Origin of the sequence: Pelotomaculum propionicicum (genome assembly GCF_004369225.1) — a bacterium.
In the GTDB taxonomy this organism is placed as follows: Bacteria; Bacillota; Desulfotomaculia; order Desulfotomaculales; family Pelotomaculaceae; genus Pelotomaculum_B; species Pelotomaculum_B propionicicum.
Genome location: NZ_QFFZ01000052.1, coordinates 1 through 23030, shown reverse-complemented (window position 1 = coordinate 23030; position 23030 = coordinate 1). Strand labels below are relative to the sequence as shown.

Sequence of the window (23030 nt, the reverse complement as noted above, 5' to 3'; positions counted from 1 at the left end):
CCCAAAAACTTGCAACAAGTAAAATCACTGGTTGAAGAAACCGTAATCGAGAATATGAAAATGCCAAACGGTGCGAGCGTTTTTATTAACTCAAGAGTCACAAAAGAAAGTGAATAACTGCACATTCGATAGTTGTTGTGTTTGGTAATAGTGCGAAGGAGTGAAGTGGAGGGCTGCAGGATAGTTTATAAATACTTCGAGTAATCTCGGTTCTGCCGCAAGGGGTTGGATGATAGCCGGTGTCTGGCAGTCGCAAGGTGGGCGTAAGTCCAGTGTAATGATTCCGGGGCCGTAAAGAGTGGGCGGGACTTTTCCAGAGCCAATTACATTTTGCGAGGAGGGTGAAAATTGAAGAAAATAACCATAAATATCACCGACGAACAGGAAAAATTCCTTAAACTATTTGCCGCCAAGCATTATCCTGGCGCGGATGATAACCTGCTAACAAATCAACCGATCCATGTTGTACAGGATAAGCGCTACAGCTATATACCCTACAGCGCTGATATTGAGGAGCACATGGACGGTTTACAGCTTGTCTTTTCTTATTATAATAACCACTGGTATGATAGCGAAACAGAATTGGTAAGAGATTACTACAAAGACAATATGCCCACTCTTCCAATTAAAGAACCTAAATCATTTAAAGAACTCCAGTATCAAAGAATAAACTATGACGATAAGGTTTTATATATAACAGACTATAAGGACTATTTCGAGGCTCATGGCGTGAAAGACATAACTATTGCCTGGAGAGATGTAAGCTACGATGATATTGCCTTCTTCTTTATTCTTGAAGAAGCAAGAAGGTATATGCAATATCAGAAACACAATCTGAAAGAACCGAGAACTTACACATTCAGCGCCGGTTATTCCAATAAAGGAGAGTACCATCATTTTTGGGAGTTATTATTTAACATTGGAAAACAGCTTAATAAGGTAGCTGAAGAACCTGAATATCAAATTGGGGATATCCACTTTGAAGAGTAATACCGGTAAGTTTTTGTGTATTACCTTGCCATTAATCCCGCAACTGGAAACTGGTGTATAAGCAGGACGAAAGATATTGCATGGAGCACTGGAGACAACGTAGTGCTTGACACAGGCACTATACTTATCAGCAAGGCTATTAAAATAGCCAGAGAATATGCAAATGAAAACAATGTTGTAGTTCTTTATTGAAAGGAGATGAAACCATGTCGATCATACAAAATCTATCAATCGAAATAGCGCTGGAAACACTGCTTATTGAAACAGTCAGGAACGGGATTAGGTACGCTGAGTTGAAAAGAAAAGCGAATACAAATTATGAAAGACATACAGCCCATGAAGGAATGGCCGCCGCGTCGGATATTCTCGCTTCCATACTCCCAGCTGTCTGTCCGGCACAGGTCCAAAAAGCTTTCGAGAGCATAGAAGCGTTGCAAAAATATACCCCCTATGGCCACATAGGCATGGAAGCGGTTGAAGAAGTTATCGACATCGCTAAAACTGTTTTCGACCGGACTGGAACGAAACTCAAGTAGGAAAGGCTGGTTATGAAATGGCCCAATTAATTACGCAGCCGCAAATAAAGAAGCTCTGGGTGATGGCCAGGGAACTGGGTATGGATGGTGAAGACCTCCACGGCCTGGTGTACAACCTTACCGGCTCGGAACATATATCTACCATTTCCAAGATGCAGGCCGTCAGGGTGATCGACTACCTGCAGGACCGGCTGGACAGGCAGTACAGGCCGGAGATGGCGTCCAAGGCTCAGGTATGGAAAATAAATAAGCTGGCTGGAGAGCTGGGTTGGGCCGATAATCCAAAGCGACTGAAGGGCTTTGTCAAGAAATACGCCAAGGTGGAGGATCTGCGGTGGCTTACCGCCAGAGCCGCCTGGCAGATAATCGAAGGATTAAAAAAACTGCTGGAACGCCAGGCTAAAGTCAAAACGGCAAAGGCTTCGCCTGAAGTATAAATCTTAATCAAGGTGGTGGTTAACCGGTGAATGACCTGCTGAACAAAGAGGTAACTTTGGAGGACCTGCCGGAGTCATATAAGAGAATAGCGTCCATCATTGGGCCTGAGAACGCGATCCAGCTGGCCATGGAACTGGGCGGATCATATCTGTATATTCCGAAGTACGACTCGGTAATAAAGAATGTCCGTGACCGGATGATCAGAAAGGAATTCACCGGTTTTAACGTCCGGGACCTGGCGAAAAAATACTGCCTGTCAGAGTCATGGATAAGGGATATCCTTCAGGACACTATCGGCTCCGAGCGGGGTGAGCAGCTAAAAATGTTTTGAACCCCTCTGGTGTTTTCTACAAGTAATTTCTTCAAGTGCTTGATATGGACAGTTTAATACCACAGGTATAAAATCCCAGTTGTATAGCGGCTGGGATTTTACTATAGCACGGCAGGCGCAACAAAGGAGGTAATTATAGTGGAAGGGCAGTTGATGGCAAAAGGGACGGAAGTTTTGGTGGAGGTACTGATCGCAATCCTCTCTCTCGCGAGTACGTATGCGGTATATTACCTGCATCAAGCGGCTAAACACATCAAAGAGAAGACAGCGCAGATGCAGGATCAGGAGCAAGCGAGCATACTTTGGAGGGCAACTAAACAACTGGATGACGTCGCGACCAGGACGGTGGAAAAGTTTGAACAGACCATCGCGGCCAGCCTGCGGCAAAAAGTTAAGGCTGGAATCGCTGACCGGGCGGAATTGCTTAAAATCGGCCAGGAAGCTTATGACGAGGTAATTAAGACTGTCGGGCCTGAAGTGCTGGCTGTTCTGCAGGAAAACTTTGGCGACTATGTGACACATATCAAAAACACTATTGAGTCCAAAGTATTCCAGGTCAAGCAAGTTCCGGTCGCGGGTTAGGAGAGTGGCGTAGTGAGCGAAGCGGTACAGGTAATGCCTTCAAGCCTATACTTCCCCGCTCTTCTGATAGCGGTAAGCCTGCTGGGTTCGGCGGTGCTTATAATCGGCTTTTTCGTCAGGTACTGGATGACCAACCAGGAGAAGAAAGATGAAGCCCAAGACAAGGAAATAAAAGACCTGCGGGGTGACCTCGCGGACTTTAAGGCGTCTTTACCCCTTGAGTATGTCTTAAGGGATGATTTTATCAGGGCTGTGGCAAGTCTTGACCTGAAGGTGGACCGCATAGCAAGGGATGTCGGTGAAATATCGAAGGGGCTGGCCCGCCTGCTAGGAGGTAACGAAAAAGATGTTTGTAAATGAGGCGAGGAATGAAGCCAGGGAATTGAGGGGCTTTATACTTTCCATATGCATGCATAATTACCCGCATGGCTGCAGTGAAAAATTGATTGCCACGACGGTGGGAGAAAACCAGTTTGATTCCTCCCCCGCCCTGCTCCGGGGTCATATAGAGTACCTTTTGGAAAAAGGGTATGTACGCACGGAGGTGGCTGAAGCGAAGCATCTGGGTATTTCCCGCACTCTCGTTTATATAACAGCCAAGGGCATCGACCTCCTGGAGGGAAACATCCAGCCAGACCCAGGCGTGCTTCTTTTTCAGAGGTGACGCGGGTGGTTGTGAGAAGGAAGCACCACAAGGTCGCTATGCTACCCCCGGTCCTGCTTGAACTGGTTAACGAGAAGCTGGTTGCCGGGCATACATACGAAGAGATCTCCGCCTGGCTGAAACAAATGGGTGAAGAGGTCAGTAAGTCCGCTGTCGGCCGCTACGGGAAGGATTTCAATACCAGGCTTGAACGGCTGAAACTGGTCAGAGAGCAGGCAAAGGCAATCATTGACAGCAACCAGGGCGAGCCTGCCACACACCTGGCCGAAGCAACAAACGAGCTTGCCCTTTCCATGATTATGGAGACACTGCAGAATTTAGATAACCTGCAGGGGCAAAAAGTAACAGAACTTCTCAAGGTGCTGCCAAAACTGGCGGACGCGTCGACCAGGCGTGAGGCGCTGAAGCTGCAGTTTAATAAGGGCGTGGAAACTGCGGCAGCGAGAATTAAGGAAAGTCTTAAGGGAGAGCTGGCGGCAAACCCGGAGCTGCAGCAGCGAATGATGGAGCTGGTGGAAAAAGCCAAGGCGGAGATTGCCGGCTAAGAGGTGCCAAGTGAGTATTTTAGGGGAACTGGTTGGGGAAAGCCAAAAGGGTCTTTCCTTCGGGGAATACTGTTATAAACACATCATCCTGGATGACAAGACGCCATATAACGTTCTGAACAGGGCATTTATGGTTGATATTGTTGAAGATATTTTCTCCCATCCCCATATCACTATTTCCAAAGGCGCCCAGACTGGTTTCAGCACCCTATTCCTGGCCCATTCCTTTTATCTGGTAGATTTATGGGGAGCGAACGTAATTTATTATCTTCCCACAGATAAAATGGCCACAAGATTTGGCCAGACACGTTTTGACCCTTATGTGCAGCGCAGCAAATACCTGCATTCAAGGTTAATAGGTACCGACCAGGCCGGGCTGAAGCAAATCGGAACGCACTTTTTCTATATGCTCGGGCTGGTCTCAAAGACCGGCGCGATATCAATCCCGGCTGATGAGGTGTTGTTTGATGAAGTGGCGCTTATTAACCGGGAGAACATGGACCTGGCGCAGGACAGGATTCTGGCCAGTAAACTGGGGTGGCAGAAATACTTCAGCGCCCCGATTTTCGAGGAAGACGGCATCGATGAACTGTACCGGGAAAGTGACATGCGTAAGTGGACGGTCACCTGTGAGGGCTGCGGCCGGGAATCCATTCCGGAAGAAGAATTCCCGGATAATATGCGCGATGAGCGTAAAAACGGCGGGCAGGTTTACCTGGCCTGTTTGAAATGCGGCAAGCCTTTAAATGCTGACAATGGCCGCTGGGAGGCGGAGCATCCGGAGAGATCTAACCACCGTGGGTACCGGGTGCCGCAGCTGGCGATCCGGGAGGCCAGGCTGGACCTCATATGGGACCGCTGGCTAAAAGCCCAGGGTAAACCCGCCAAGATAGCCCGCGTTCGGCGCAGCGCTCTGGGTATCGCCGACAGCGGAAACATGCAGCCAATCAATTCGAAAGTCCTGGAAATAGTTCAGGCAGCCGGGGATTATTACTTCCAGGAATGGTCCGATGAGGTGACGGGCATCGGCATAGACATGGGCGACCAGGCCCATATAGCGGTTGTGGCGCCCATGGGCGACGATGGTTTTCGGACTATAGCGGCTTTTCATATAGACGTGGAAGATTTGCTAGGGCTTATTCGCTTCTGGGAGGATGTCTATAATGTGGGCGCGCTGATTATTGACGCGATGCCGTATAAGACAGAGTCCAAACGGGTGGTCCGGGCCTTACAGAAAGCCACCGGCTTTATCCAGTATTTTAAGTCAAATTACAAAGAGACCACCGAAGGTGAGGATGAAAGAGAGGTCAACGTAATCCAGGTTGACCGGGATGAATCACTTGATGAGACTACTTCATGTTTCGGTACAAATCCGCCACAGGCATTACTCTTTAAGCCAAGGGACACTAAAGAGGAAAAGGCGCTTGAAGAAATCAAACGGCACCTGAAAAAGCTGGTCAAGGAAGAAATCATAGGTCCGGACGGTCAAAAAAGAATCTCATATAAAAAGAACACGGAAAACCACTATGGCATGGCGATTAACTCGGCCCGCCTGGCGCTTGAATTTATACGTCCAAAACGAAGAAAAGGACCCGCCATTACCGGCGGCCGGGTGGCCGGCAAAAGCATAGCGGCGGAAGTAAATTGGTAATAGAGGTGACCATGTTGCCAGAAGGATACACCCCGGAGGTCGGCCAGATCGGCAGCCAGCTGCAGAGCACATTTAACCTTTTCGACGGGGCGATACTTAATCCGGACGCAGCCCTGGTGCTTGAATATGAACGGATGCTTGACACCGATGAAACGGTGGCGGCTTCTTTCTACTTCTTAACCCTGTGTGTGATATCTTTCCTGGGTGAATACAGCCACTCTGACGATAGGATAACGGCGTTAGTGCACGAGTGCTTTGAAGGTATGGACGGCAGCCTGGCACTGGCGTGCGAGGATATTCTATCGGCGGTGTGGGCGGGATACTCGGCGACGGAAATAGTATGGCTGGCTAATTCCGGCAGGATTATGCTGGATTACCTGGCTACCTACCACCCGTACTCTATTACGTTTCACGTCAATGAACGCGGGCGCCTGGACAAAATCAAACAGGCAAGCCTGCTCAACGCCCTGGGGGTAGATATACCGAAAGAGAAAAGCATTATTTTCTCATATCGCAAACGGTTTAATAACTATTACGGCAAAAGCGCCTTTAAGCCGGTCCGTAAGAACTGGCTGCTGAAAGACGCCTTTTTGAAAATGTGGGCGCGCGCTCTGGACAAGTTCGGCACGCCGATCCTGGCGGCGATGGTCCCCGATGGTACCGTCAAGGATCCGGATACACAGCAGGAAATGAGCCAGCTGGAGTTTGCGACAAAACTGCTGGCCAATTTACAAAACGGCACTGCTTTAGTCTTTTCTGCAAAAGACGCCGGCGCCGGCCACAGCGGGCAACTGCCGAAAGTGGACGCGGTGGCAACCGGCGGCACAGGCGCGGGGGCAGCATTCGACAAGGCAATAAACTACCTTAATAAGATGATCAGCCGCGGTCTGTTGATCCCGTCCCTGGTGTTCGATGAGGGAGCGCGATCCGGCAGCCTGGCGCTGGGCATGTCGCACTTTTCCGGGTTTCTGCAGATGGTGCAGGCTCTGTTTACTCAATTGAAAGAGGTCTTGCTTGATCAGTTTATCAGCAGGTTGATTACATATAATTTCGGAACCCAAAAGGACTGGGGGGACTTTCAAAAACGCCAGCCAAGCGCCGAGGAGTTAAAACTGTATTCAGAAGTGTTTTTAAACCTGACCAACGCCGGGATGATTGACCCGGCTATAGAGGAAGATTTCACTTACGCCAGGAACGTGATGGGCCTGCCGGATAGGCAAGTGGGCACACAGGCAAAGGCGGAAAAATCGTATAGCCGGTACCTGCGCGCCGGCCAGGGCGGTGAATAACCGGTGGATCAACAACTCCTTTTTAAGCAGCTTGATAACGCAGAGGGCAAAGTCCTGGCGCGTCTGGTCAACTGGCTGGACCGGGCGCGGAAAGCGATCCCCTGGAGTGAGATAGAGCGCCTGCAGCGGCAAGGCGGTCCGTCCGTGCTCAGCAGGCTGCCGCCGATCAAAACTGATGCCGGATCTCTGGCTGGTATATTGTCAAATCATGCGGTGGAAATGTTTGCTGCGGGCCGGGCGCACGGACAGCTGCTGGTGGATGATTTGCACCAACGGTTCGTTGGTAGGAAGCTGGCGGACTTACCGGGGTTTGACTTTAATTATGAGGATGATCCCAAGATAATCCCGGAAAAGGCGATCAAGGCCATGGAGGCCAGGTCCATAGTGTTGGCCGGTGATGTGGACGGTGACCTGACGGCCGGCTTAAAGAAGATCATGGTCCGGTTTTTAGCCGGGGAGTCCAGAAAAGAAACCGAATTGGCGGTTGAGGACCTTCTCAACAGCGGCCAGGAACGGGCGAGTCTGATCACCACTACGGAAACCACATATTCCTATAACCGGGGGCGACTGGCCAGTTACGCGGAGAACCGGGTTGACTATGTAAGGTTTTCGGCGGTGATGGACGGCCGGACGTCGGCGGTGTGCAGGAGCCGGCACGGTCTGATCATGCGGCTGGATGATACCCGGGTTTCTGGAAACACTCCCCCGCTACATGGACGCTGCCGGTCGGTACTTGACCCGCTGTACTCCTGCTACCAGGGGGAACTAATTACCGAGGAGGCGCTGGATTGGAGCAATGTGGCGCCGCTGCCGAAAGGCTGGAAATCGGCCGCTTAGGAGGTATACAGATGTCAGGTAAGTTAAAGATACCATTTTTTAAACTGGGAAGCTGGCGCCACCCGGTGTATGGAGTCATTGAGGGTACCCAGAATAAATTTGACTCCATAATAGGTAATTTCAGGCGCGATGTGCTGGGCCGGCCGCCCTATGTGCGGCTGGGGCACACAAAGGACGGGACAGTAACATTCGGGGATGCTCCGGCGGAAGCCTGGGTGCACGATATTATACAAGAGGGGGACACTTTATTTGCTTTAGCGCATCCCACCAATGACGAAGTGGTCGACGCGGTAAAGAGTAAACGGTACCGCTTCGCCAGTCCAGAATACCAAGATCATTACATCAACAAGGAAACCGGATCAGACGTAGGTCCTACGCTTATCGCAATAGGATTGACCAACGAACCGTTCTTGACCAGGCTGCCTGACACGGTGGCCCTGGCTGACCCACCGGGAACAATCTATTTAGATTACGAGGAGGTTAAAAAGTCAATGGGAGATGAGTTCATCAAGAAGCTGTCGGAGGCTTTTACTAAATTCTTTGAGGGGCTTAAGCCTGCTCCGGTAGCTGGTGGTCTAACAGATGAAGAGCGCAAAAAACTGGCGGAGATCGATACCTTAAAAGTTCAGCTGGCGGACGCACAAAGAGAGCTCTCGGAAACGAAAACGAAACTTGGCGTTACTGAAATGACAGCCTGGGAGAACCAAATCGACGCGCGTTTAAAGGATCTGGTAGGAAAAGGAATCCCTCCTGTTATGTGTGACGCTGCCCGGACCATTCTTTTAGCCAACCCGGCAGCAGGCACCACCATGATTAAACTGGCGGACAACAAGGAAATCAGCCTGGCCGAACAGGTTTTCTCAATACTGGAGGCTTTGCCGGAGGAACACCGTATAAAGCTGGCACAGGTCGGCAGCCAGGAATCAACCAAGCCGGGATCTCCAGAGGAAATTAAAAAGATGGCCGACGCGGATGTTATAGCCATGGGCGGGAAAATTACCGCAGATGGCAAGTACATTCTGTAATTTTTAGTTGATGGGAGGATATAAGAAATATGGAGCTTATAACCGTTGAAAGTTATGAAGACCGTCAGATACTCGCTTTTCCAGATTTTCGCGGGCCAATCGTTTCCGTGCTGCTGGCCGCCGCCCAGGGCGACCTGGTGAGCGGTACCGTGCTGGGTAAGAACACCGGCACCGGCAAGTATGAAAAGTACACGGCCGCTACTTTTGCCACCCTGGCAACGGGAGTGGTCGGTAATAACAACGCCATAACCTACACGGCGAAAAGCGGCGGTACCGCAGCTCACGGCATCAAAATCCAGCACAAAGATCCCGCCGGCAACAGCCAGGCGCTTAATGTGACCATTGAGAACGACACCATAGTGGTTTCCCTGGCCACAAGCGAGGCCGGCGCGATAACGAGTACGGCTGCAGATGTGATAGCGGCGGTGAATGCCGCGCTGGGTGTGAAGAACCTTGTCACTGTCGCCAACACCGGAGCCAGCGACGGAAGCGGTGTCATGACGGCCATGGCCGCCACTGCCCTGGCCGGCGCCACAGACGCAAACGTGACTCCCTCAATTATCCTGGCTGAGGAAATGCCGAACCAGGCCACTGACGTAAATGTCCGCGCCTATCTGGGCGGCCCGTTCTATACCAGCCTGCTGGTTGGCATGGACGCGGCAGCAAAGGCGGCTATGGGCGCCAGAATGATTGAGGACATAACCATAGTGCCGGTGTAGAACCGGAAATTAAATCCGATAAAATAGACCGGCGCCAGGAGTGCCGAGTTGAGATAAGGAGGATATAAAGATGCCCTTAGCTTTTCCGACAACGCGGGAAATTAGCCATGTTGTGAGAAACCGGGTGGTTGACCCGGCGCAGTTCATCGGCGCCAAGTTCTGCCCGGTAAAAGACGTATTCGCAAAGGATATAGAGTTTGACGTGCTGGAAGCCTCCACAGGCATGACCAAGGCGCATAATGTGGGCGCCGATCCGAAGGTCATTAAGCTCCCCGGCCAGAGTCTGAAACGGATCGGCACCGGTTACTTCAAGGAGACCTATCGCATTAATGAAGCGGAACTTCTCTTCGCGCGCCAGGCCGGTAGCTACAATGAGCGCGCGGGGCGCGACCTGGTAATGAAGAGGTCGCTGGAAATGGATGACCGGCTGGAGACCAGGATTGAATGGCTCCGCTGGCAGCCCATTGTTACGGGAATTCTTGAAATTGACGAGAACGGTGTTAAATATACCATCAACTACAACGTGCCTGACGGCAATAAGCCTGAGCTGCAAAACAACGACCGCTGGAGTGTAATCGCCAGCGCCGACCCCATAACCAATATCACCACCTGGTTGTTATTATTCCGGGGCACCGGCGCGCGCGGCGTTGAAGCATATTTCAATATGAAAGTGGCCGGCTACCTGGCCAACAATTCGAAAATCAGGGACCTCCTGAAGGGGACACAGTATGCCAAGAACCTCAGCGCGAACAATATCGCTGATGCCCTGAAGCTGCTCTTCCCGAAACTGGACTTCACCTGTTACGACGAAGGATACGTGGATGACAGCAGCACATTCAAGCCGTTTGTGCCCGACGACCGTTTTGTCATCCGTGGGCAAGGCCCGGCGAATGAGCAACTGATGGATTTCGGCAGCACCATCAGCCTGCACAACGGCACCCTGGACAAACCGCTGCCGGGCAAGTTCGCGGTAATTGAAGACAAGGCTCAGCAGAATAAGAACCCTTACGTGGACATCACCGTGGGCATCTACGGCCTGCCGAGGCTGTATCACCCGAACTGGATCATCAGCGCAAAAGTAGCTTAACTCCAAATGTGCCCGCGCCTGGGCCACCAGGCGCGACGCCATACTAACCACTAAGATGGTGCCGTCACTCTTTTTTGTTCTTGAGTTTTACTGGCAACCAACCCGATCAGTGAGATATCGGAAAAGGAGCAGGATGGTTACACGTAAACCCCGTTACTTTTTACAAAAACCCCGTTACTTTTTGTTACTTTTACCTCGGGCATATGTAAGGGCCTAAAAAATGGTCAAAAGGCTCTACGGGGCATTTAAGGGCCTTTAAAAGCAAACCCGTGTTTTGTTAACAATCTACATAGGTAACGGTTTTATAAAATCTCGGTAACAAAATTGTTACTAATTACTGCCCGGATAAATGCTTTAAAGCTGTTAAATCCAGGTGTGGCCTGTATTCGAGGGCCGTTACCATATCCGTTACCTTTTTAAAACAACTTGTTACTAACTTGTTACCTTTAGTAACAACTTGTTACTAAACCTGTTACCAGATACAACCGGAGAAGGAAGGCACGCTGAACAATGTACTGTAATGCTGGCAAAGTGCGGGAAGCCAACGAGCTGCTAAATGATACGACAATAGTTCCGGACAATAAGATTGTTCCTTTTATAATCAAGGCCCAGGAACGGATAGACACGGCACTCCGGGAGCGTTATGTTGTGCCGTTGCGGGAGCCGGTACCGGGAATTATAGAGTCTATCGCCCAGGATATGGCGGCGGGGTTTGTGCTGTCCAAATCGTTCAGCAACCAGCTTAATCAGGAATTGCTGAACCTGAGCAATTCTCTGATAAAGAGGGCTGAAGCGGATCTAACTGAATTGGTTGACAAGAAACAGCTGGACGGGCTGCCCGGCATCTCGCTGATCAGCACGCCGAGCGCCAGCGGCACACCGGCGATTGCCAGCACCACCCCGAATAAAAGCGCGATCGAGGATTTGATTAGGCAATGGTAACACTGTACGTCAAGGCTGAAGGCCAGGACACGGTAATGAATGTTATCGCCAGCATGGCGGCCAGGGGCGTGAACACCAGGCCGCTGATGGGCCAGATCGGGGAAATAATCCGGGGTTCCGTGACCAGGAACTTCGAGTCAGAGGGCCGGCCTGAGAAATGGAAGCCTATCAGTGAATTAACAAAAAAGATTTATGACGCCAGCGTTTTAGAACAACTGCATGGGTCAAAGGGCTACCAAAGAATTAAAAAGGCCGAAACGAGAAAAAAATGGGAAGAAACAGCACTAGGCCAACAAAGCAACAAGATCCTTCACCGGGAAGGAGACCTTAAAAAGTCTATTGATATCGGGAAGATTACAAATACCAGTGTTGAGATCGGTTCTTCCCTGCCTTATGCCCGGATTCACCAACTGGGCGGGGAAATTAAACCGAAGAACAAAAGGGCGCTACTTATTCCAGTCGGTGGAAGATTTTTAATGGTTAAAAAGGTGACTATACCGGCCCGGCCGTACCTGGTATTACAGGAGGAGGATAATACGGCAATTCTAAGGGTGACCAAGGACTATATCATGGAGGCTGCAAATAATGTCAGATGATATTGAAATAGTTGATCTGGTGCATGATCTCCTAAAAGCTGATGACAATTTAGCGGAATTAGTTGACTGGAAAAAAGCCAACGGCCTTGTATCACTGGCAACATCGGGATGTTCAGTCGGCCTGGATGAGGAAGGATTTAATGAGTATACGAGGGACAAGGATGAAACGGTCGGCAGCGTTAGAATCCTGATTTGGGTGAAAATGGTCGATCCCGTGACGGCTGAAGCCAAGATTCGTAAACAAGCCAAAGCGGCCAGGCAGGTGTTGGTTAAGAACCGTACACTGGGGGGCGCCGTGGCGAACAGCTATCTTAATAAAATATTTTACGCTACAGCTGACGCGGGTAAAAATCTGATTTTACATATGGCAGATCTTGACTTTCAGGTGAAGTATTACTCGCCCAGGACATGGCCGGAAACCCAGCCGATAGAACATATTAATAATGATATTGGCACTGAACAGTAACATTTTATCTCAGAAAGGAGATTGAAAACATGCCTCTGGAATACATACAGCCCCGTGTGGCGGTGGATGAGTCGGATGTGGGGCCACGGCCTACGCCGGCGGTAAGCCTTTCAGACATTGGTGTGGTGGGGACATTTTCAAAGGGAGTAGTAAACACTCCGGTAACAGTCGGCAGCGTGGACCAACTTGTGAGTTATTTTGGCGGATATGTATCCGGGCTGACAGGTTATCCCGCCGTGCTGGCGGCGCTGGCCCAGGGAGCAAACAGCTTTAAAGTGGTAAGAATCGGCGGGGCATCCATCGACAGCGCAGCCCATACGTTTAAAGACGCTTCCAACGCGGACTCGGTAGTTGTCACAGCCAAAACACCGGGCAGCTGGGGGAACTCCATAACCGGCGCAGTTGCTTCCGGCACTACCGGCGGCACTTTCAAATTGATAATTACATACGGCGTCCAGCAAGAAACTTTTGATAATCTGACCCTGGATGATGTCGCAACTAAAGTCGTATCGCAGTTTGTAACCGCTGCGAAGGCGGCAGCGGCGACTGCGATCCCAGCCAATATTTTAGCTACTCCTCTTAGCGGTGGTGATGACGGGGCCACAACAGAGGACGCTGATTACGTCGGCACTATTGACGGGAACGGAAATCGTTTCGGTTTAAAAGTTCTGGAAACGGTCCGCTGCGGGATTGTTATTTGCGCCGGCCAGTACAGCACGACTATCCGGAACGCTCTCTTGACCCACTGCGCGAATTTGGGCCTGGCCAGTGGATTGCGTGTGGCTGTGTTAAACACTGACAGGGGGCTGTCTCCGGATCAGGCCGTGGCCAGTGTTGGCGCCATGGACAGCATGCGCGGCGTATTGGCTTATCCCTGGGTGGAGCTATCTGACCTTGCAGGGGTTATGATTCCTCCGGATGGAGTGTACGCCGGCAGGCTGGCCACTCTGGGCGGGCATGAAAGCCCCAGCAACAAGCAGATTGCCGGCATTAACAGCACCGAACGTTATCTTGCGGAGGCTGACATCAAGGCGCTGACTCAAGCCCGGATCAGCCCCATCGCCCTGGACGGCAATCGAGGTTTCCGGATTAGGAACGGTGTTACTTTATCCAGTGATTCAGCCTGGTCTCAAACAAATATCAGGCGCATTTTTGACGAACTGGAAATGGAGATCTATGAGGCAACCCAGTGGGCGAAGAGTGAAAATAATACACCGAAGCTGCGCAAGGCGATAGCCGATCAGATTGACAATTATCTGGTGGTTAAAAAGCAGCAGGAGAAAATCTACGACTTTAAGCCCACTATCTGTGATGAAACGAACAATACGCCGGAAACTATCCAGGCACGCATCCTTAACAGCAGGATTAGAATCCGGCCAAATTACGCGGCTGATTATATCGACCACCGCATCCAGCGGCTGGTCGGTAATGAAAGCAGTTAAAGGGGGCGGATACGGATGTATGTAGTTAAGGAAGGCTGTCCAGGATGCGGGAACTGCAGGCATGTATGCCCCACCGGGGCGATCACCCAGGACGGCATAGGCGTGAAGATTGATGAAAAATGTATTGACTGCGGGATCTGCGTCCATTACTGCCCGGTCAGGCTGATCGAGGCCGGACCTGTGCCCGGGCAGGCCGTGACAACTCAGGAGGCTCCGCCCAGGCGTAAAACAGTTAGAAATGAACCTGAGAGGGGTGAAGAATAATGCCTGATCCGATTCAGGGGTTTGATGTAAGCGTTATGGTCATCGGCCAGAACGGGCCGGAGATGGCCGGAGAATACCAGGAGTTAGAGTTTTCAATAAAAAATGATACTGAAGAGTACCTTGAGCTGGGTGAACGCATAGCCCGTATTCTTGACGGCGAAGTAAAAATCGAGGGTAAACTGAAACGGGGCTGGACATCACTTGATATTGTAAATCAGGTCTTTGGCGCTTCTACCCTGCGGCGCGGTGAACGTGTACCACAGAGCCCGCGTTTTGTAATCACCTGCTCGGTGGATGCTCCCGAAAAAGGGTTGCAAGGTAGGTATAAGTTCGAACAGGCAGTCATTCCGGAACTTTCCATCTCAGTGAGTCAGGGTAAAGGCGTGGCAAAGAAGGACCTGAGTTTTAAGGCGGAAGGGTTCGCTGCGGCTTAACAGGCGCCATATGTAAGATTTTTGACAGATTAGAAACCGATGAAGAAGGGCGGCTGAGGATACCGGCCGGGACCGATGAGGCCGCCTAGTAAAATGGTAATATTAGCGACGTCAAGTGCAGTTACAATTAGGAAATTTAATAGGGCTGCCAGGCGGCCCGGCCGGGCCTGGCTGTCCTGCTACAAGAAAACTATTGGAGGAATGGAAATGTCGAAACAAAATACATTTGGGCCTTTGGAACTGCCCAGCGGGCGGAAGATAGAGTTCAGGCGGCCTTTGGCGGGGGACCGGGTGAATGTAACTCAGATGATGGACATGACCCCGGAGAAACTTGCCGCAGCGGCTTTAATGATCGATGAATATGTAGCAATAAAGTGCATTACCAAGGTAGACGGCAAGCCCACGGACGGTGATTATAAACACCTGGCTGCCGGCTGGGATGATGAGGACGTAACGTTTTACAAACTTGTTTTCAACGAGATGTTTGGAGTAAAGGAAGAGACTCAGGCCAGGGCGAAAGAAGCCGCGCGTTTTTTGCTGAGCGGGGGGACCTCTACCGCTGGGTGCAGCTCGCCCGATATTGCAAAGTCTCCTACAGCGAATGGCTAAACATGTCGGACATAGAGCGGGATGCTGCCTGGTTGGCCTTCGAGTGGTTAGCTGAGCGGATGAAAGATGAATAGGCCCCGGAAAGTCCGGGGCTATGGTTGCTAAGACTGGTTGGCTTCGTTTTGTTTTTTGATTTTCCGTAATTCTTCAGAAAATTTGCCTATACAAGAACAGATGCCTATTATCAGAAAGATTGTAAACCAAAGCCATACCGGACCACCAAAAAAAGAATTAGAGACTATAGCAAAAAACCACAAAAGAAACAATGCAATTGGAAGGCCTAAGAAAATATAAAGACCTAAATTTAAAAATGTAAGTATCATTTATTCTCACCTCTATTCTTTAGTCTAACATATTTGAAATATCTGTAAAGGGGGGCAATGGAATTTGGCAAATACCAGTTTGAAAGTCGCGCTGGTTTTAACCGCAGTCAGCAACATTGCCCCTGTATTGCAGCAAGCACAGCGAAACATGGCTTCATTTAACCAGTCAATCAAACAACAGCAAAATGATTTTGAGCAATACAACAAAAAGGTTAAACAAGCGGAAGAACAGATCAAGAGCTTTCAAAAGATTCAAGCCGTCGGCGCCGGACATGCGCAGGGCGGCCTGATGATGCTGGCGCCGGTGGAGGAAGCGGCGCGGCAGGCAGCAAAGTTCGAAGGGGCCATGAAGAAAGTTGAAGTGGCGAATTTCGACGCCGCCGTACCGCTGGAGGAGCAGCAAAGAATGATGGAAGAGCTGCGAGCCCAGGCGACAAAGTTAGGCGCGGAGACTGTTTTCAGCAATCTTGAGGCGGCTCAGGCCCAAAATATGCTGCTCCGGAATGGCATGGAATATATTGATGTGATGAACGGCGGCGCCCAGGCCTCCTTATATCTGGCTCAGACTGCTGAGATAGCGCCGTCTATGGCAGCTAACGCAATATCTCAGATCACTAATATGTATCAACTGCAGGGAGACCAACTTATGTTTGTCGCCGACCAGATGAACCGGGCGGCAAACGCATCCAGCGCAGGTGTGCAAAATATCATGCAGGACCTGCAGGCGGCCGGCATGTCAGCCCATACTCTGGGGCTAAAAGTTAAGGATACCGCGATGATGCTCGGCGTCCTGCATAATATGGGGCTGGGTGACGCGTCGGGCACCTATCTGAATGACATGCTGATCAACCTGGACAAAGGGACGCAAAAGGCCCAAAAAGCCCTACAAAATATGGGGTGGCTTGAAGGAGCCACGATTAAATACACGTCATCCGGAACGGCAAAAATTATCGGCGGGGAAAATGCTCTATTTAATGAAAAGGGCGAAATAAAAAGCGCGGAGGAGCTTGTCAAGAGGCTCCGCAGCGTCCTGTTTGAAAACTCCGACCTCAAGCCGGAAGACCTGCGGGACGCCTCTGGCCAAATCCTGCCTGAAGAGAGAATCAATGAACTGATGCAGGCTAAAAACAAGTTGGAAGCTATACAGAATCTAAAGGACGTTTTCGGTATCCAGGGAATGCGAGCTGCCATCGCCCTGGCCACACCGGGTAAAGGCAGCTATGAAGACATGGTGGCCAAAGCTGAAAGGGCAAAGTCAATTCAGGACCAGGTGCTGGAATGGCAGGGAACTCTGATTGGCAAGGTAGAGTCATTAAAGGGCAGCTGGGAAACACTCATGTCGGAATCGGGGAGCCCGCTGGTAAAAGAGATAAAGAATAATGTCCAATGGCTTATTGATATGACAAATAAGGTTACAGCTTTTGCGAACACACACCCTCTAGTGACGAAGTGGGTTTTAAAAGTTCTCGGTTGTTTTGCTGTAGGGAGAATAGCTATAGGCGGTTTTATGTGGATGTTCGGCGGCCTGGGTAGTTTTATAGTTAAATCAGCTGGTCATATCGGGTCGTTTACCCGTTACGCTCGTGGTTTTTTTGATGCGTTTAAATATTTCCGCCAGGGCGCCGGAATCTTCCGGTCGTTATGGTCGGCGGTGTCGTTTGGGTACCCGATATTTATGCGAGTTGGGGCGATTTTTGGCCGTATGGGGCAACTCGGCCTGAAAGCCTTCCAGTTGATTGAGCGGGCTGGAGATGCTACATTTGGCCGGATCTCGCTAGTGATTCAGTCCGCTGCTGCCCGGATTGGCCCATTTTTAACTAAAATGGGTCTGAGCGCCCTGGGCGGGTTCCAGAAGCTCGGCGGATTATTCTTAAATGGGATAAGATTAGCCGGGCAATTTGGGGGATCGTTATTGCGACTGGGTGCGCAGGCGCTACTTACAGCGGCGAGGATCGGGGCATCATGGCTGATTGCTCTCGGGCCAATAGGCTGGATTATTCTTGGTGTAAGCGCAATCATTACTGCAGCCATAGTTGCCTGGAAAACTAATTTTTTGGGGTTCCGGGACTGGCTTACCGGTGCTTGGGAAACAGTGAAGGAGAAAGCCGGCGCGGCCTGGGAATGGATTAAAACTACCGCTATACAGTGTTGGGATGACGTAGTCGGTAAGGTCCAGGGAGCTATTGAGTGGTTTAAAGAGGCGTGGAACTGGATTAAGGGAGTCTTTCATTTATCCTCTAAGAAACCTGGTGAGGACATAGAAGCCGGAGATGTCCCGGCCTATGCACGTGGAGGGTTTATAAGGTATCCACACCTGGGTCTTGTGGGTGAGGCTGGACCGGAAGCGATTATACCATTAGGGAGCTATTACCGGGGGCAGGCTATGAGATTATACCGGCAAGTTGGCACAATGCTTGGAGTTAGGCCTTATGCTGCCGGCGGAATCGTTTTATCAAGTGGTTACGAGCCTCCGGTAGCGAGGATGCTTACGGTGTACCAGGACAATCGCAAATATAATATTTACATCTCCAATCCCAACCCGGCCGCCGCCGCGCGGGAAGTGGCGAAAGTGACGGGCGGAATGGACAAGTATACCAGGTCGCGAGATCCCCGATTACAGGGTAGCGATTTAGACCTGGCCATCGCGTAGGTGATTTGCATTGGCGACGAAAGTAATCCTTGGCGACATACTTTTTGATCCGGCTCCAAGGCAAAAGCTTAAGTTTAATAATCCTCGCGTCATCGCCAAGCTGGATATTCCCGGCGCACCCCCAGTCAACCAGGACATGGGTGAGGATGAGACAACCTTGGCATGGGATGGGATTTTAGTCGGCGCCGATGCTTATCGGAAAGCTATTCAAATAGAGAGCCTGAAGGATGCAGGTCAAGTGATACAGCTGATAGTCACGGGCTTTCCAGAGCTGTGCAAGAAGGTCCGGATTAGGAGTTTCCCCTGGGACCTGGTACGCCAGGATCGGGTGGAATACTCAATTGAACTGGTGGCGGAAATACCGCCACCGGTGGTTTCGCAGGTTATCACGACTTATGCTGCCGCTCCATCTGACGATGTGGAACAGGCTTCCTCCCCCGCCCCTTCCGGTAATACTTACGTTGTCAAAGAGGGGGACACTCTATGGGACCTGGCTGTTCAAAGGTGTGGTGATGGCACCAGGTGGCGTGAAATTGCGGATGCTAACGGTATTATGGACCCGACTACTTTGCAAATAGGACAAGAAATCGTGATCCCGTTTTAGGAGGCTTTTATGGACGCGCCCAGGGCAATAGTCGAGGTGGCCGGCGTGGACGTACGCTGGCACGACATGATAGACATGACATTTGATAATACGCTTTACCTGGCTGCGGACAGCTTTGATGTGACTTTCCGTAATGATTTATATTTAAGCGATTGGTTTCGCAAGCAGCAGGAAGTGAAGATCTATCTGGGCTATGTAAAATCTCCATACGCCTGGTCAAAGGCTGAGCTTGACCACGTGTTCACTGGCCGGATTGATGGTGTGAAGCCTAATTTCAGCGGCACGATGACTGTAAAACTGCCGGGGCGCGACTATTCGGCGCCGATGATCGATACTGAATATTCAGTGGCCTACGCGGAACGCACATCGAGCCAGATCGCGGTCATGATGGCGGTTAAATATGGCTTAACTCCGGTGGTTACGGATACTACAGTAATAGTTGACAAGGAGCTTGTGGCCAATAAGAAGGAATGGGACGTGCTTCAGGCCCTGGCTGATCTCGAAGGTTTTGTGTGTTATGTGACAAAGGATAAGGAGCTCTATTTCGGGCCACGCCAGGACGAAGACGAGGAAGTTGTGGCGGAGCTTAATTACAAGGTGAGTGGCCTCGCCAACTGCGGGGAGATAGAGTTTGACGATTCGGCAGTGGGGGTTGTAAATAAGGTTACTGTCCGGCACTGGCCGGGCAGGGACAAGCAATTGATCGAGGCCTCTGCTATAAATGAGAGTTTACTTACCGCCATGGGTGGTCAGGTCAAAGAACGGATCTGGTATATTAGCAAAGCTAAAACCTATGAATTAGCACAGATGTACGCGGAAAAGCTGCTTAAGGAAAATTCGAGAGCTGTTGTTACAGCAACAGGTTGGTATCCGGGCAACCCAAAGATACTGGCGGAGAAAAAGGTAAAGGTGTCGGGTTGCGGTCGATTTAATGGATTTTACTACGTTGAAAAGGCCACACATAGTTTAAGTAAACAAGATGGTTATAAAACCTCTTTTAGCCTCACTAATGTGCGTCCGGAATCGGCAGAACAGTACCGTCAAGATTTATATAATTACGAGGAGAAAACCGCGTGAAAGACTTAATATTCCCTCAAGCCGGGATAATTACATCTCTTAATGTTGAACAAGCCCTTGCGAAGGTTTTTATCCCGTTATTTAAGATCGAAACTACTTGGATACCGGTGAGCACAAATCTTTTATATGAGACTAAAATAAAGGCTACAACGTTGGAAAGGGACAGTCACACCGTTTACTACGATTCGGAAAAAATCAGCATAAATTCTACAGCTTCGGGTCCTAAAGAAACATCCTCCCAGGAAACGATGGAAAGAATCGAATGGGGAACCTTGAAGGTCGGCAATGAAGTAGTTGTGGTGTTTCTAAACGGCAACCTGAACGCCGGACGGGTAATCGCTAGGATTTAGAATTAATATTGGGTTTTAACTTGCCACAGGTTTATTAAACTAACGGAACATTGTTTATTAGATAAGAGCTAATTTTATGGAGGATAGTATGACTAACCCGAAACTTGGTGTTGACCTGGCCGGCCCCGACCTGAGCCCCACCTACCAGGGGGATGCCGCCCTGGTGCATGATACAACAAACGTCAGAGGCGCTATACTGCGAAGGCTGGAAACCCCGCTGGGTGGGCTGTTCGCTCACCCGCAGTATGGTAATCCGGTTCATGACATTCTTTCGGATGTAATGGCCGATGCCTGGTCTGGGAAGGCTGTTGTGGGAATAAGGCAATGTCTTGACCAGGAGCCGCGGGTGAAGGTTGAAGACGTAAACGTGGAAATGTATCCGGAGCAAAGGCTGGCCGTTTTCAATATAACTTACAGGGTACTCGATGAGCCAGGGGTTGAGAACCTTGTTTGGCAGGTGAATATACCTTGACCGAACCAAATTTTAAAGACTTTAACCAAATCCTCTCCGACATGATGGCCGATTTGTCCGCCAAGGGAACAAAGCTGACTGATTTAAACCCCGGTTCTGTGATACGGACACTTTTAGAAGTGAATGCGGCAAAGTTAGAGGAAAGCCACTATCTGGCAGAGCAGATTATAAACCTTTTCTTTGCGTCAACTACTTTCGGGAAATACCTTGACCGGCGCGCGGCTGAAAAGGGGGTAAAAAGAGAATTGGGCACTGCAGCAACCGGAATCGTCACGGCCACACGCAGCACGCCGGCGCCATTCGGCCAGTTTATTCCCAAAGACACCACTTTTGAGACTGAGGACCGGACCGTTCAGATTATTACCACGGCTGATGCAAATTTAGACCAGGGCGCAACCAGCGTTAATCTACATGTCAAGGCCGTAAATGTTGGCAAGGCCGGTAACCTGCAGGCGGGGACGGTGCTGAAGCAGGTTGGTGTGGCCGTAAGCCTGATTGAGGCGGTGACCGTGGCAGAACCCGGCCTGAAAGATGGAACCGATCCCGAAACTGATGATGACTTACGGAATAAGTATCTGGCCGTTATGCGTTCCCCGGGGACTTCCGGAAATAAAGCGGATTATGTTAAATGGGCCTTGGAGGTTGCGGGTGTTGGTGGGGTTTATGTAGACCCTCTCTGGAGTGGTAGGGGTACTGTAAAAGTTTCTCTTCTGGGAACGGATAAGACCCCTGCGGCCCAGGCGATTGTAGATGCGGTGCAAGCTTATATTGACCCTAATCCCGGCCTGGGTGAGGGTAAGGCTCCTATCGGCGCAACGGTTACCTGTGTGGCTGCTCCGGCAGTAAGTATTGATATAGCTGCCACGGTTGTCCTCGATGGCTCAAAGACATTGGTGGAGGTTCAAGCTGCTTTTGCCGCTGCCGTGGTCGAACATCTAAAAACAATTGCTTATTCTAAGGATACAACTGTCCGGTACAGCCGCATGGAATCTTTACTCCTGGACACCCAGGGCGTTACCGACTATTCTAACGTATTGGTCAACGGAGGCGCAGCGAATATAGTTATTCCTGCCGGGTCCGTGGCCGTAAAAGGGACGGTGACATTATCGTAATGGATTCCACCGCGGGGAAGGAAATACTTGTAATGCTGCCGGCGTACTATGATGCCGACAACACCAGGGCCGTCCTGGATACCCAGGGGAAAGAATTTGACGCCCTGAAGTCTTTGCTTTTGTTTATAATTGACCAGATATTTGCCGAAACTGCGAGCGGCTGGGGGTTAGCGCGCTGGGAAAAAGATTTAGACATTACTCCTGCCGCGGGTGACAGCGAAGAACTTCGCCGGGCCAGGATATTGGCAAGGTTGCTCGCTCCGTCAAGTATGACAAAAATAAAACTGGAGCAAATAATAAATCAATTTGTTCCTGGAGCAGCTGTGGCAAAAATTTTAGATGAATACGCGTTTTACGTCAATATGCCACTTGACGGGTTAATTTTAATTTCAATAAGAGACATATTCATTACCGTTGATGAAAATAAGCCAGCGCACTTGGAAGCAGTCTATCAGGCAGAGGCAAGCCAAAGTTTAGAGCTGAAAATAGTTACTGAAAATGCCCCTGTTGTCTATTCTCTGTGTAATATGGAACGCACAGCCGCGTTGGCTGGAGTGGCACTGCAATTGAGTATGTCGCTGGGTGTTATGTCGCGGTATATAGGCTGGGAATATTCGCCCTGCGGTACCGTACAAACTGCCGGTCAGCCTGGGCAGGGATGCTTTGCTTCATTAGATGCCGGCGCCAACGTGGTGACCAAGGCGTGGGAGTATGACCTGGCCGGCGAGGCCATGCCAGCCGGAGACAAGGGGTACCCCCTGGCTGGCGGGATGTCCCTGGAGACGATCTTTGTCCCCGTTAGCTGGGGCTATGAGATGTGTGGACAAATTACTGCAAGGAGTGATGCGGCATGATTCCGCCTGAAGGGATGCAGGCAATCGGCGAAGCAATCGCCGGCCTGGTACAGGAAGGAAAGTGTATCCAAAACGGCGTCCAGCGAACCTTGCCCCCGTTCCGGGTGGCGGCAGAAGATAGCACTGTTAAGGTATTGTTCT

General features: G+C 50.4%; 28 protein-coding genes. All 28 read left to right on the top strand.

The annotated features are described in order from the left end of the window. Window positions 1-348 precede the first annotated feature (348 nt). The 28 genes from Pmgp_RS16275 to Pmgp_RS16140 all read left to right on the top strand — a co-directional run bounded on the left by Pmgp_RS16275 (window position 349) and on the right by Pmgp_RS16140 (window position 22889). A complete protein-coding gene (locus tag Pmgp_RS16275; RefSeq protein ID WP_134215242.1) occupies window positions 349-990 on the top strand; it encodes a hypothetical protein in 642 nt (213 codons plus the stop codon). 206 nt (window positions 991-1196) lie between these two features. Then, window positions 1197-1526: a hypothetical protein gene (locus Pmgp_RS16270; protein WP_134215240.1), complete on the top strand. Its 330-nt coding sequence runs from the start codon at window positions 1197-1199 to the stop codon at window positions 1524-1526. A 17-nt stretch (window positions 1527-1543) separates the two neighbouring features. Then, entirely contained in the window at window positions 1544-1963 is a 420-nt protein-coding gene (locus Pmgp_RS16265; RefSeq protein WP_134215238.1) for a regulatory protein GemA, read from the top strand. 26 nt (window positions 1964-1989) lie between these two features. Continuing rightward, window positions 1990-2295 (top strand): Mor transcription activator family protein, encoded by a 306-nt coding sequence (locus tag Pmgp_RS16260; protein WP_134215236.1) that lies wholly within the window; start codon window positions 1990-1992, stop codon window positions 2293-2295. A 138-nt stretch (window positions 2296-2433) separates the two neighbouring features. Beyond that, complete coding sequence (locus tag Pmgp_RS16255) at window positions 2434-2877, top strand: guanylate kinase (RefSeq protein ID WP_134215234.1); 444 nt, start codon at window positions 2434-2436, stop codon at window positions 2875-2877. Window positions 2878-2889: 12 nt separating this feature from the next. Continuing rightward, on the top strand, window positions 2890-3237 hold the full coding sequence (locus Pmgp_RS16250) for a hypothetical protein (protein WP_243119913.1): 348 nt from the start codon (window positions 2890-2892) through the stop codon (window positions 3235-3237). After that, window positions 3224-3541 (top strand): hypothetical protein, encoded by a 318-nt coding sequence (locus Pmgp_RS16245; RefSeq protein WP_134215232.1) that lies wholly within the window; start codon window positions 3224-3226, stop codon window positions 3539-3541. Before Pmgp_RS16250 ends, Pmgp_RS16245 begins: the two co-directional genes overlap by 14 nt. Window positions 3542-3546: 5 nt before the next feature. Next, the gene (locus tag Pmgp_RS16240) at window positions 3547-4086 is read left to right on the top strand and encodes a phage protein Gp27 family protein (RefSeq protein ID WP_153189230.1); all 540 of its coding nucleotides are present in this window, start codon (window positions 3547-3549) and stop codon (window positions 4084-4086) included. A gap of 10 nt (window positions 4087-4096) precedes the next feature. Then, complete coding sequence (locus Pmgp_RS16235) at window positions 4097-5737, top strand: phage terminase large subunit family protein (RefSeq protein WP_134215228.1); 1641 nt, start codon at window positions 4097-4099, stop codon at window positions 5735-5737. Further along, complete coding sequence (locus Pmgp_RS16230; RefSeq protein ID WP_243119912.1) at window positions 5731-7026, top strand: phage portal protein family protein; 1296 nt, start codon at window positions 5731-5733, stop codon at window positions 7024-7026. Before Pmgp_RS16235 ends, Pmgp_RS16230 begins: the two co-directional genes overlap by 7 nt. 3 nt (window positions 7027-7029) lie before the next feature. Beyond that, the gene (locus Pmgp_RS16225) at window positions 7030-7863 is read left to right on the top strand and encodes a minor capsid protein (protein ID WP_134215226.1); all 834 of its coding nucleotides are present in this window, start codon (window positions 7030-7032) and stop codon (window positions 7861-7863) included. 11 nt (window positions 7864-7874) lie between these two features. Further along, window positions 7875-8888, top strand: a complete 1014-nt coding sequence (locus Pmgp_RS16220) for a phage protease (protein ID WP_192902972.1) — start codon at window positions 7875-7877, stop codon at window positions 8886-8888. 29 nt (window positions 8889-8917) lie between these two features. Continuing rightward, entirely contained in the window at window positions 8918-9607 is a 690-nt protein-coding gene (locus tag Pmgp_RS16215) for a hypothetical protein (protein WP_134215224.1), read from the top strand. Window positions 9608-9677: 70 nt separating this feature from the next. Next, window positions 9678-10694 (top strand): major capsid protein, encoded by a 1017-nt coding sequence (locus Pmgp_RS16210; RefSeq protein ID WP_134215222.1) that lies wholly within the window; start codon window positions 9678-9680, stop codon window positions 10692-10694. Window positions 10695-11204: 510 nt separating this feature from the next. Further along, window positions 11205-11636, top strand: a complete 432-nt coding sequence (locus Pmgp_RS16205) for a phage protein Gp36 family protein (RefSeq protein WP_134215220.1) — start codon at window positions 11205-11207, stop codon at window positions 11634-11636. Further along, window positions 11630-12232: a phage virion morphogenesis protein gene (locus tag Pmgp_RS16200; RefSeq protein WP_243119911.1), complete on the top strand. Its 603-nt coding sequence runs from the start codon at window positions 11630-11632 to the stop codon at window positions 12230-12232. The genes Pmgp_RS16205 and Pmgp_RS16200 overlap by 7 nt, the downstream gene beginning before the upstream one ends. Then, window positions 12222-12698 (top strand): hypothetical protein, encoded by a 477-nt coding sequence (locus Pmgp_RS16195; protein ID WP_134215218.1) that lies wholly within the window; start codon window positions 12222-12224, stop codon window positions 12696-12698. Before Pmgp_RS16200 ends, Pmgp_RS16195 begins: the two co-directional genes overlap by 11 nt. Window positions 12699-12727: 29 nt before the next feature. After that, window positions 12728-14140: a phage tail sheath C-terminal domain-containing protein gene (locus Pmgp_RS16190; protein WP_134215216.1), complete on the top strand. Its 1413-nt coding sequence runs from the start codon at window positions 12728-12730 to the stop codon at window positions 14138-14140. Between the two features lie 15 nt (window positions 14141-14155). Continuing rightward, a complete protein-coding gene (locus Pmgp_RS16185) occupies window positions 14156-14404 on the top strand; it encodes a DUF362 domain-containing protein (protein ID WP_134215214.1) in 249 nt (82 codons plus the stop codon). Further along, window positions 14404-14838, top strand: a complete 435-nt coding sequence (locus tag Pmgp_RS16180) for a hypothetical protein (RefSeq protein WP_134215212.1) — start codon at window positions 14404-14406, stop codon at window positions 14836-14838. The genes Pmgp_RS16185 and Pmgp_RS16180 overlap by 1 nt, the downstream gene beginning before the upstream one ends. Window positions 14839-15045: 207 nt before the next feature. Beyond that, window positions 15046-15447: a hypothetical protein gene (locus Pmgp_RS16175; protein WP_134215210.1), complete on the top strand. Its 402-nt coding sequence runs from the start codon at window positions 15046-15048 to the stop codon at window positions 15445-15447. Window positions 15448-15834: 387 nt separating this feature from the next. Continuing rightward, the gene (locus tag Pmgp_RS16170) at window positions 15835-18420 is read left to right on the top strand and encodes a phage tail tape measure protein (protein WP_134215208.1); all 2586 of its coding nucleotides are present in this window, start codon (window positions 15835-15837) and stop codon (window positions 18418-18420) included. Window positions 18421-18430: 10 nt separating this feature from the next. Then, window positions 18431-19024, top strand: a complete 594-nt coding sequence (locus Pmgp_RS16165; RefSeq protein ID WP_243119910.1) for a LysM peptidoglycan-binding domain-containing protein — start codon at window positions 18431-18433, stop codon at window positions 19022-19024. Between the two features lie 9 nt (window positions 19025-19033). Further along, window positions 19034-20101, top strand: coding sequence for a phage late control D family protein (locus Pmgp_RS16160; protein WP_134215206.1), 1068 nt, complete (start codon window positions 19034-19036; stop codon window positions 20099-20101). Continuing rightward, complete coding sequence (locus Pmgp_RS16155) at window positions 20098-20451, top strand: hypothetical protein (protein ID WP_134215204.1); 354 nt, start codon at window positions 20098-20100, stop codon at window positions 20449-20451. Before Pmgp_RS16160 ends, Pmgp_RS16155 begins: the two co-directional genes overlap by 4 nt. Window positions 20452-20539: 88 nt before the next feature. Further along, window positions 20540-20923 carry a GPW/gp25 family protein gene (locus tag Pmgp_RS16150; protein WP_192902971.1) on the top strand — a complete coding sequence of 128 codons (384 nt, stop codon included), beginning with the start codon at window positions 20540-20542 and terminating at the stop codon, window positions 20921-20923. Continuing rightward, on the top strand, window positions 20920-22035 hold the full coding sequence (locus Pmgp_RS16145; protein WP_134215200.1) for a baseplate J/gp47 family protein: 1116 nt from the start codon (window positions 20920-20922) through the stop codon (window positions 22033-22035). Before Pmgp_RS16150 ends, Pmgp_RS16145 begins: the two co-directional genes overlap by 4 nt. Then, window positions 22035-22889, top strand: a complete 855-nt coding sequence (locus tag Pmgp_RS16140) for a putative phage tail protein (RefSeq protein WP_134215198.1) — start codon at window positions 22035-22037, stop codon at window positions 22887-22889. The genes Pmgp_RS16145 and Pmgp_RS16140 overlap by 1 nt, the downstream gene beginning before the upstream one ends. The last annotated feature ends 141 nt before the right edge of the window (window positions 22890-23030 follow it).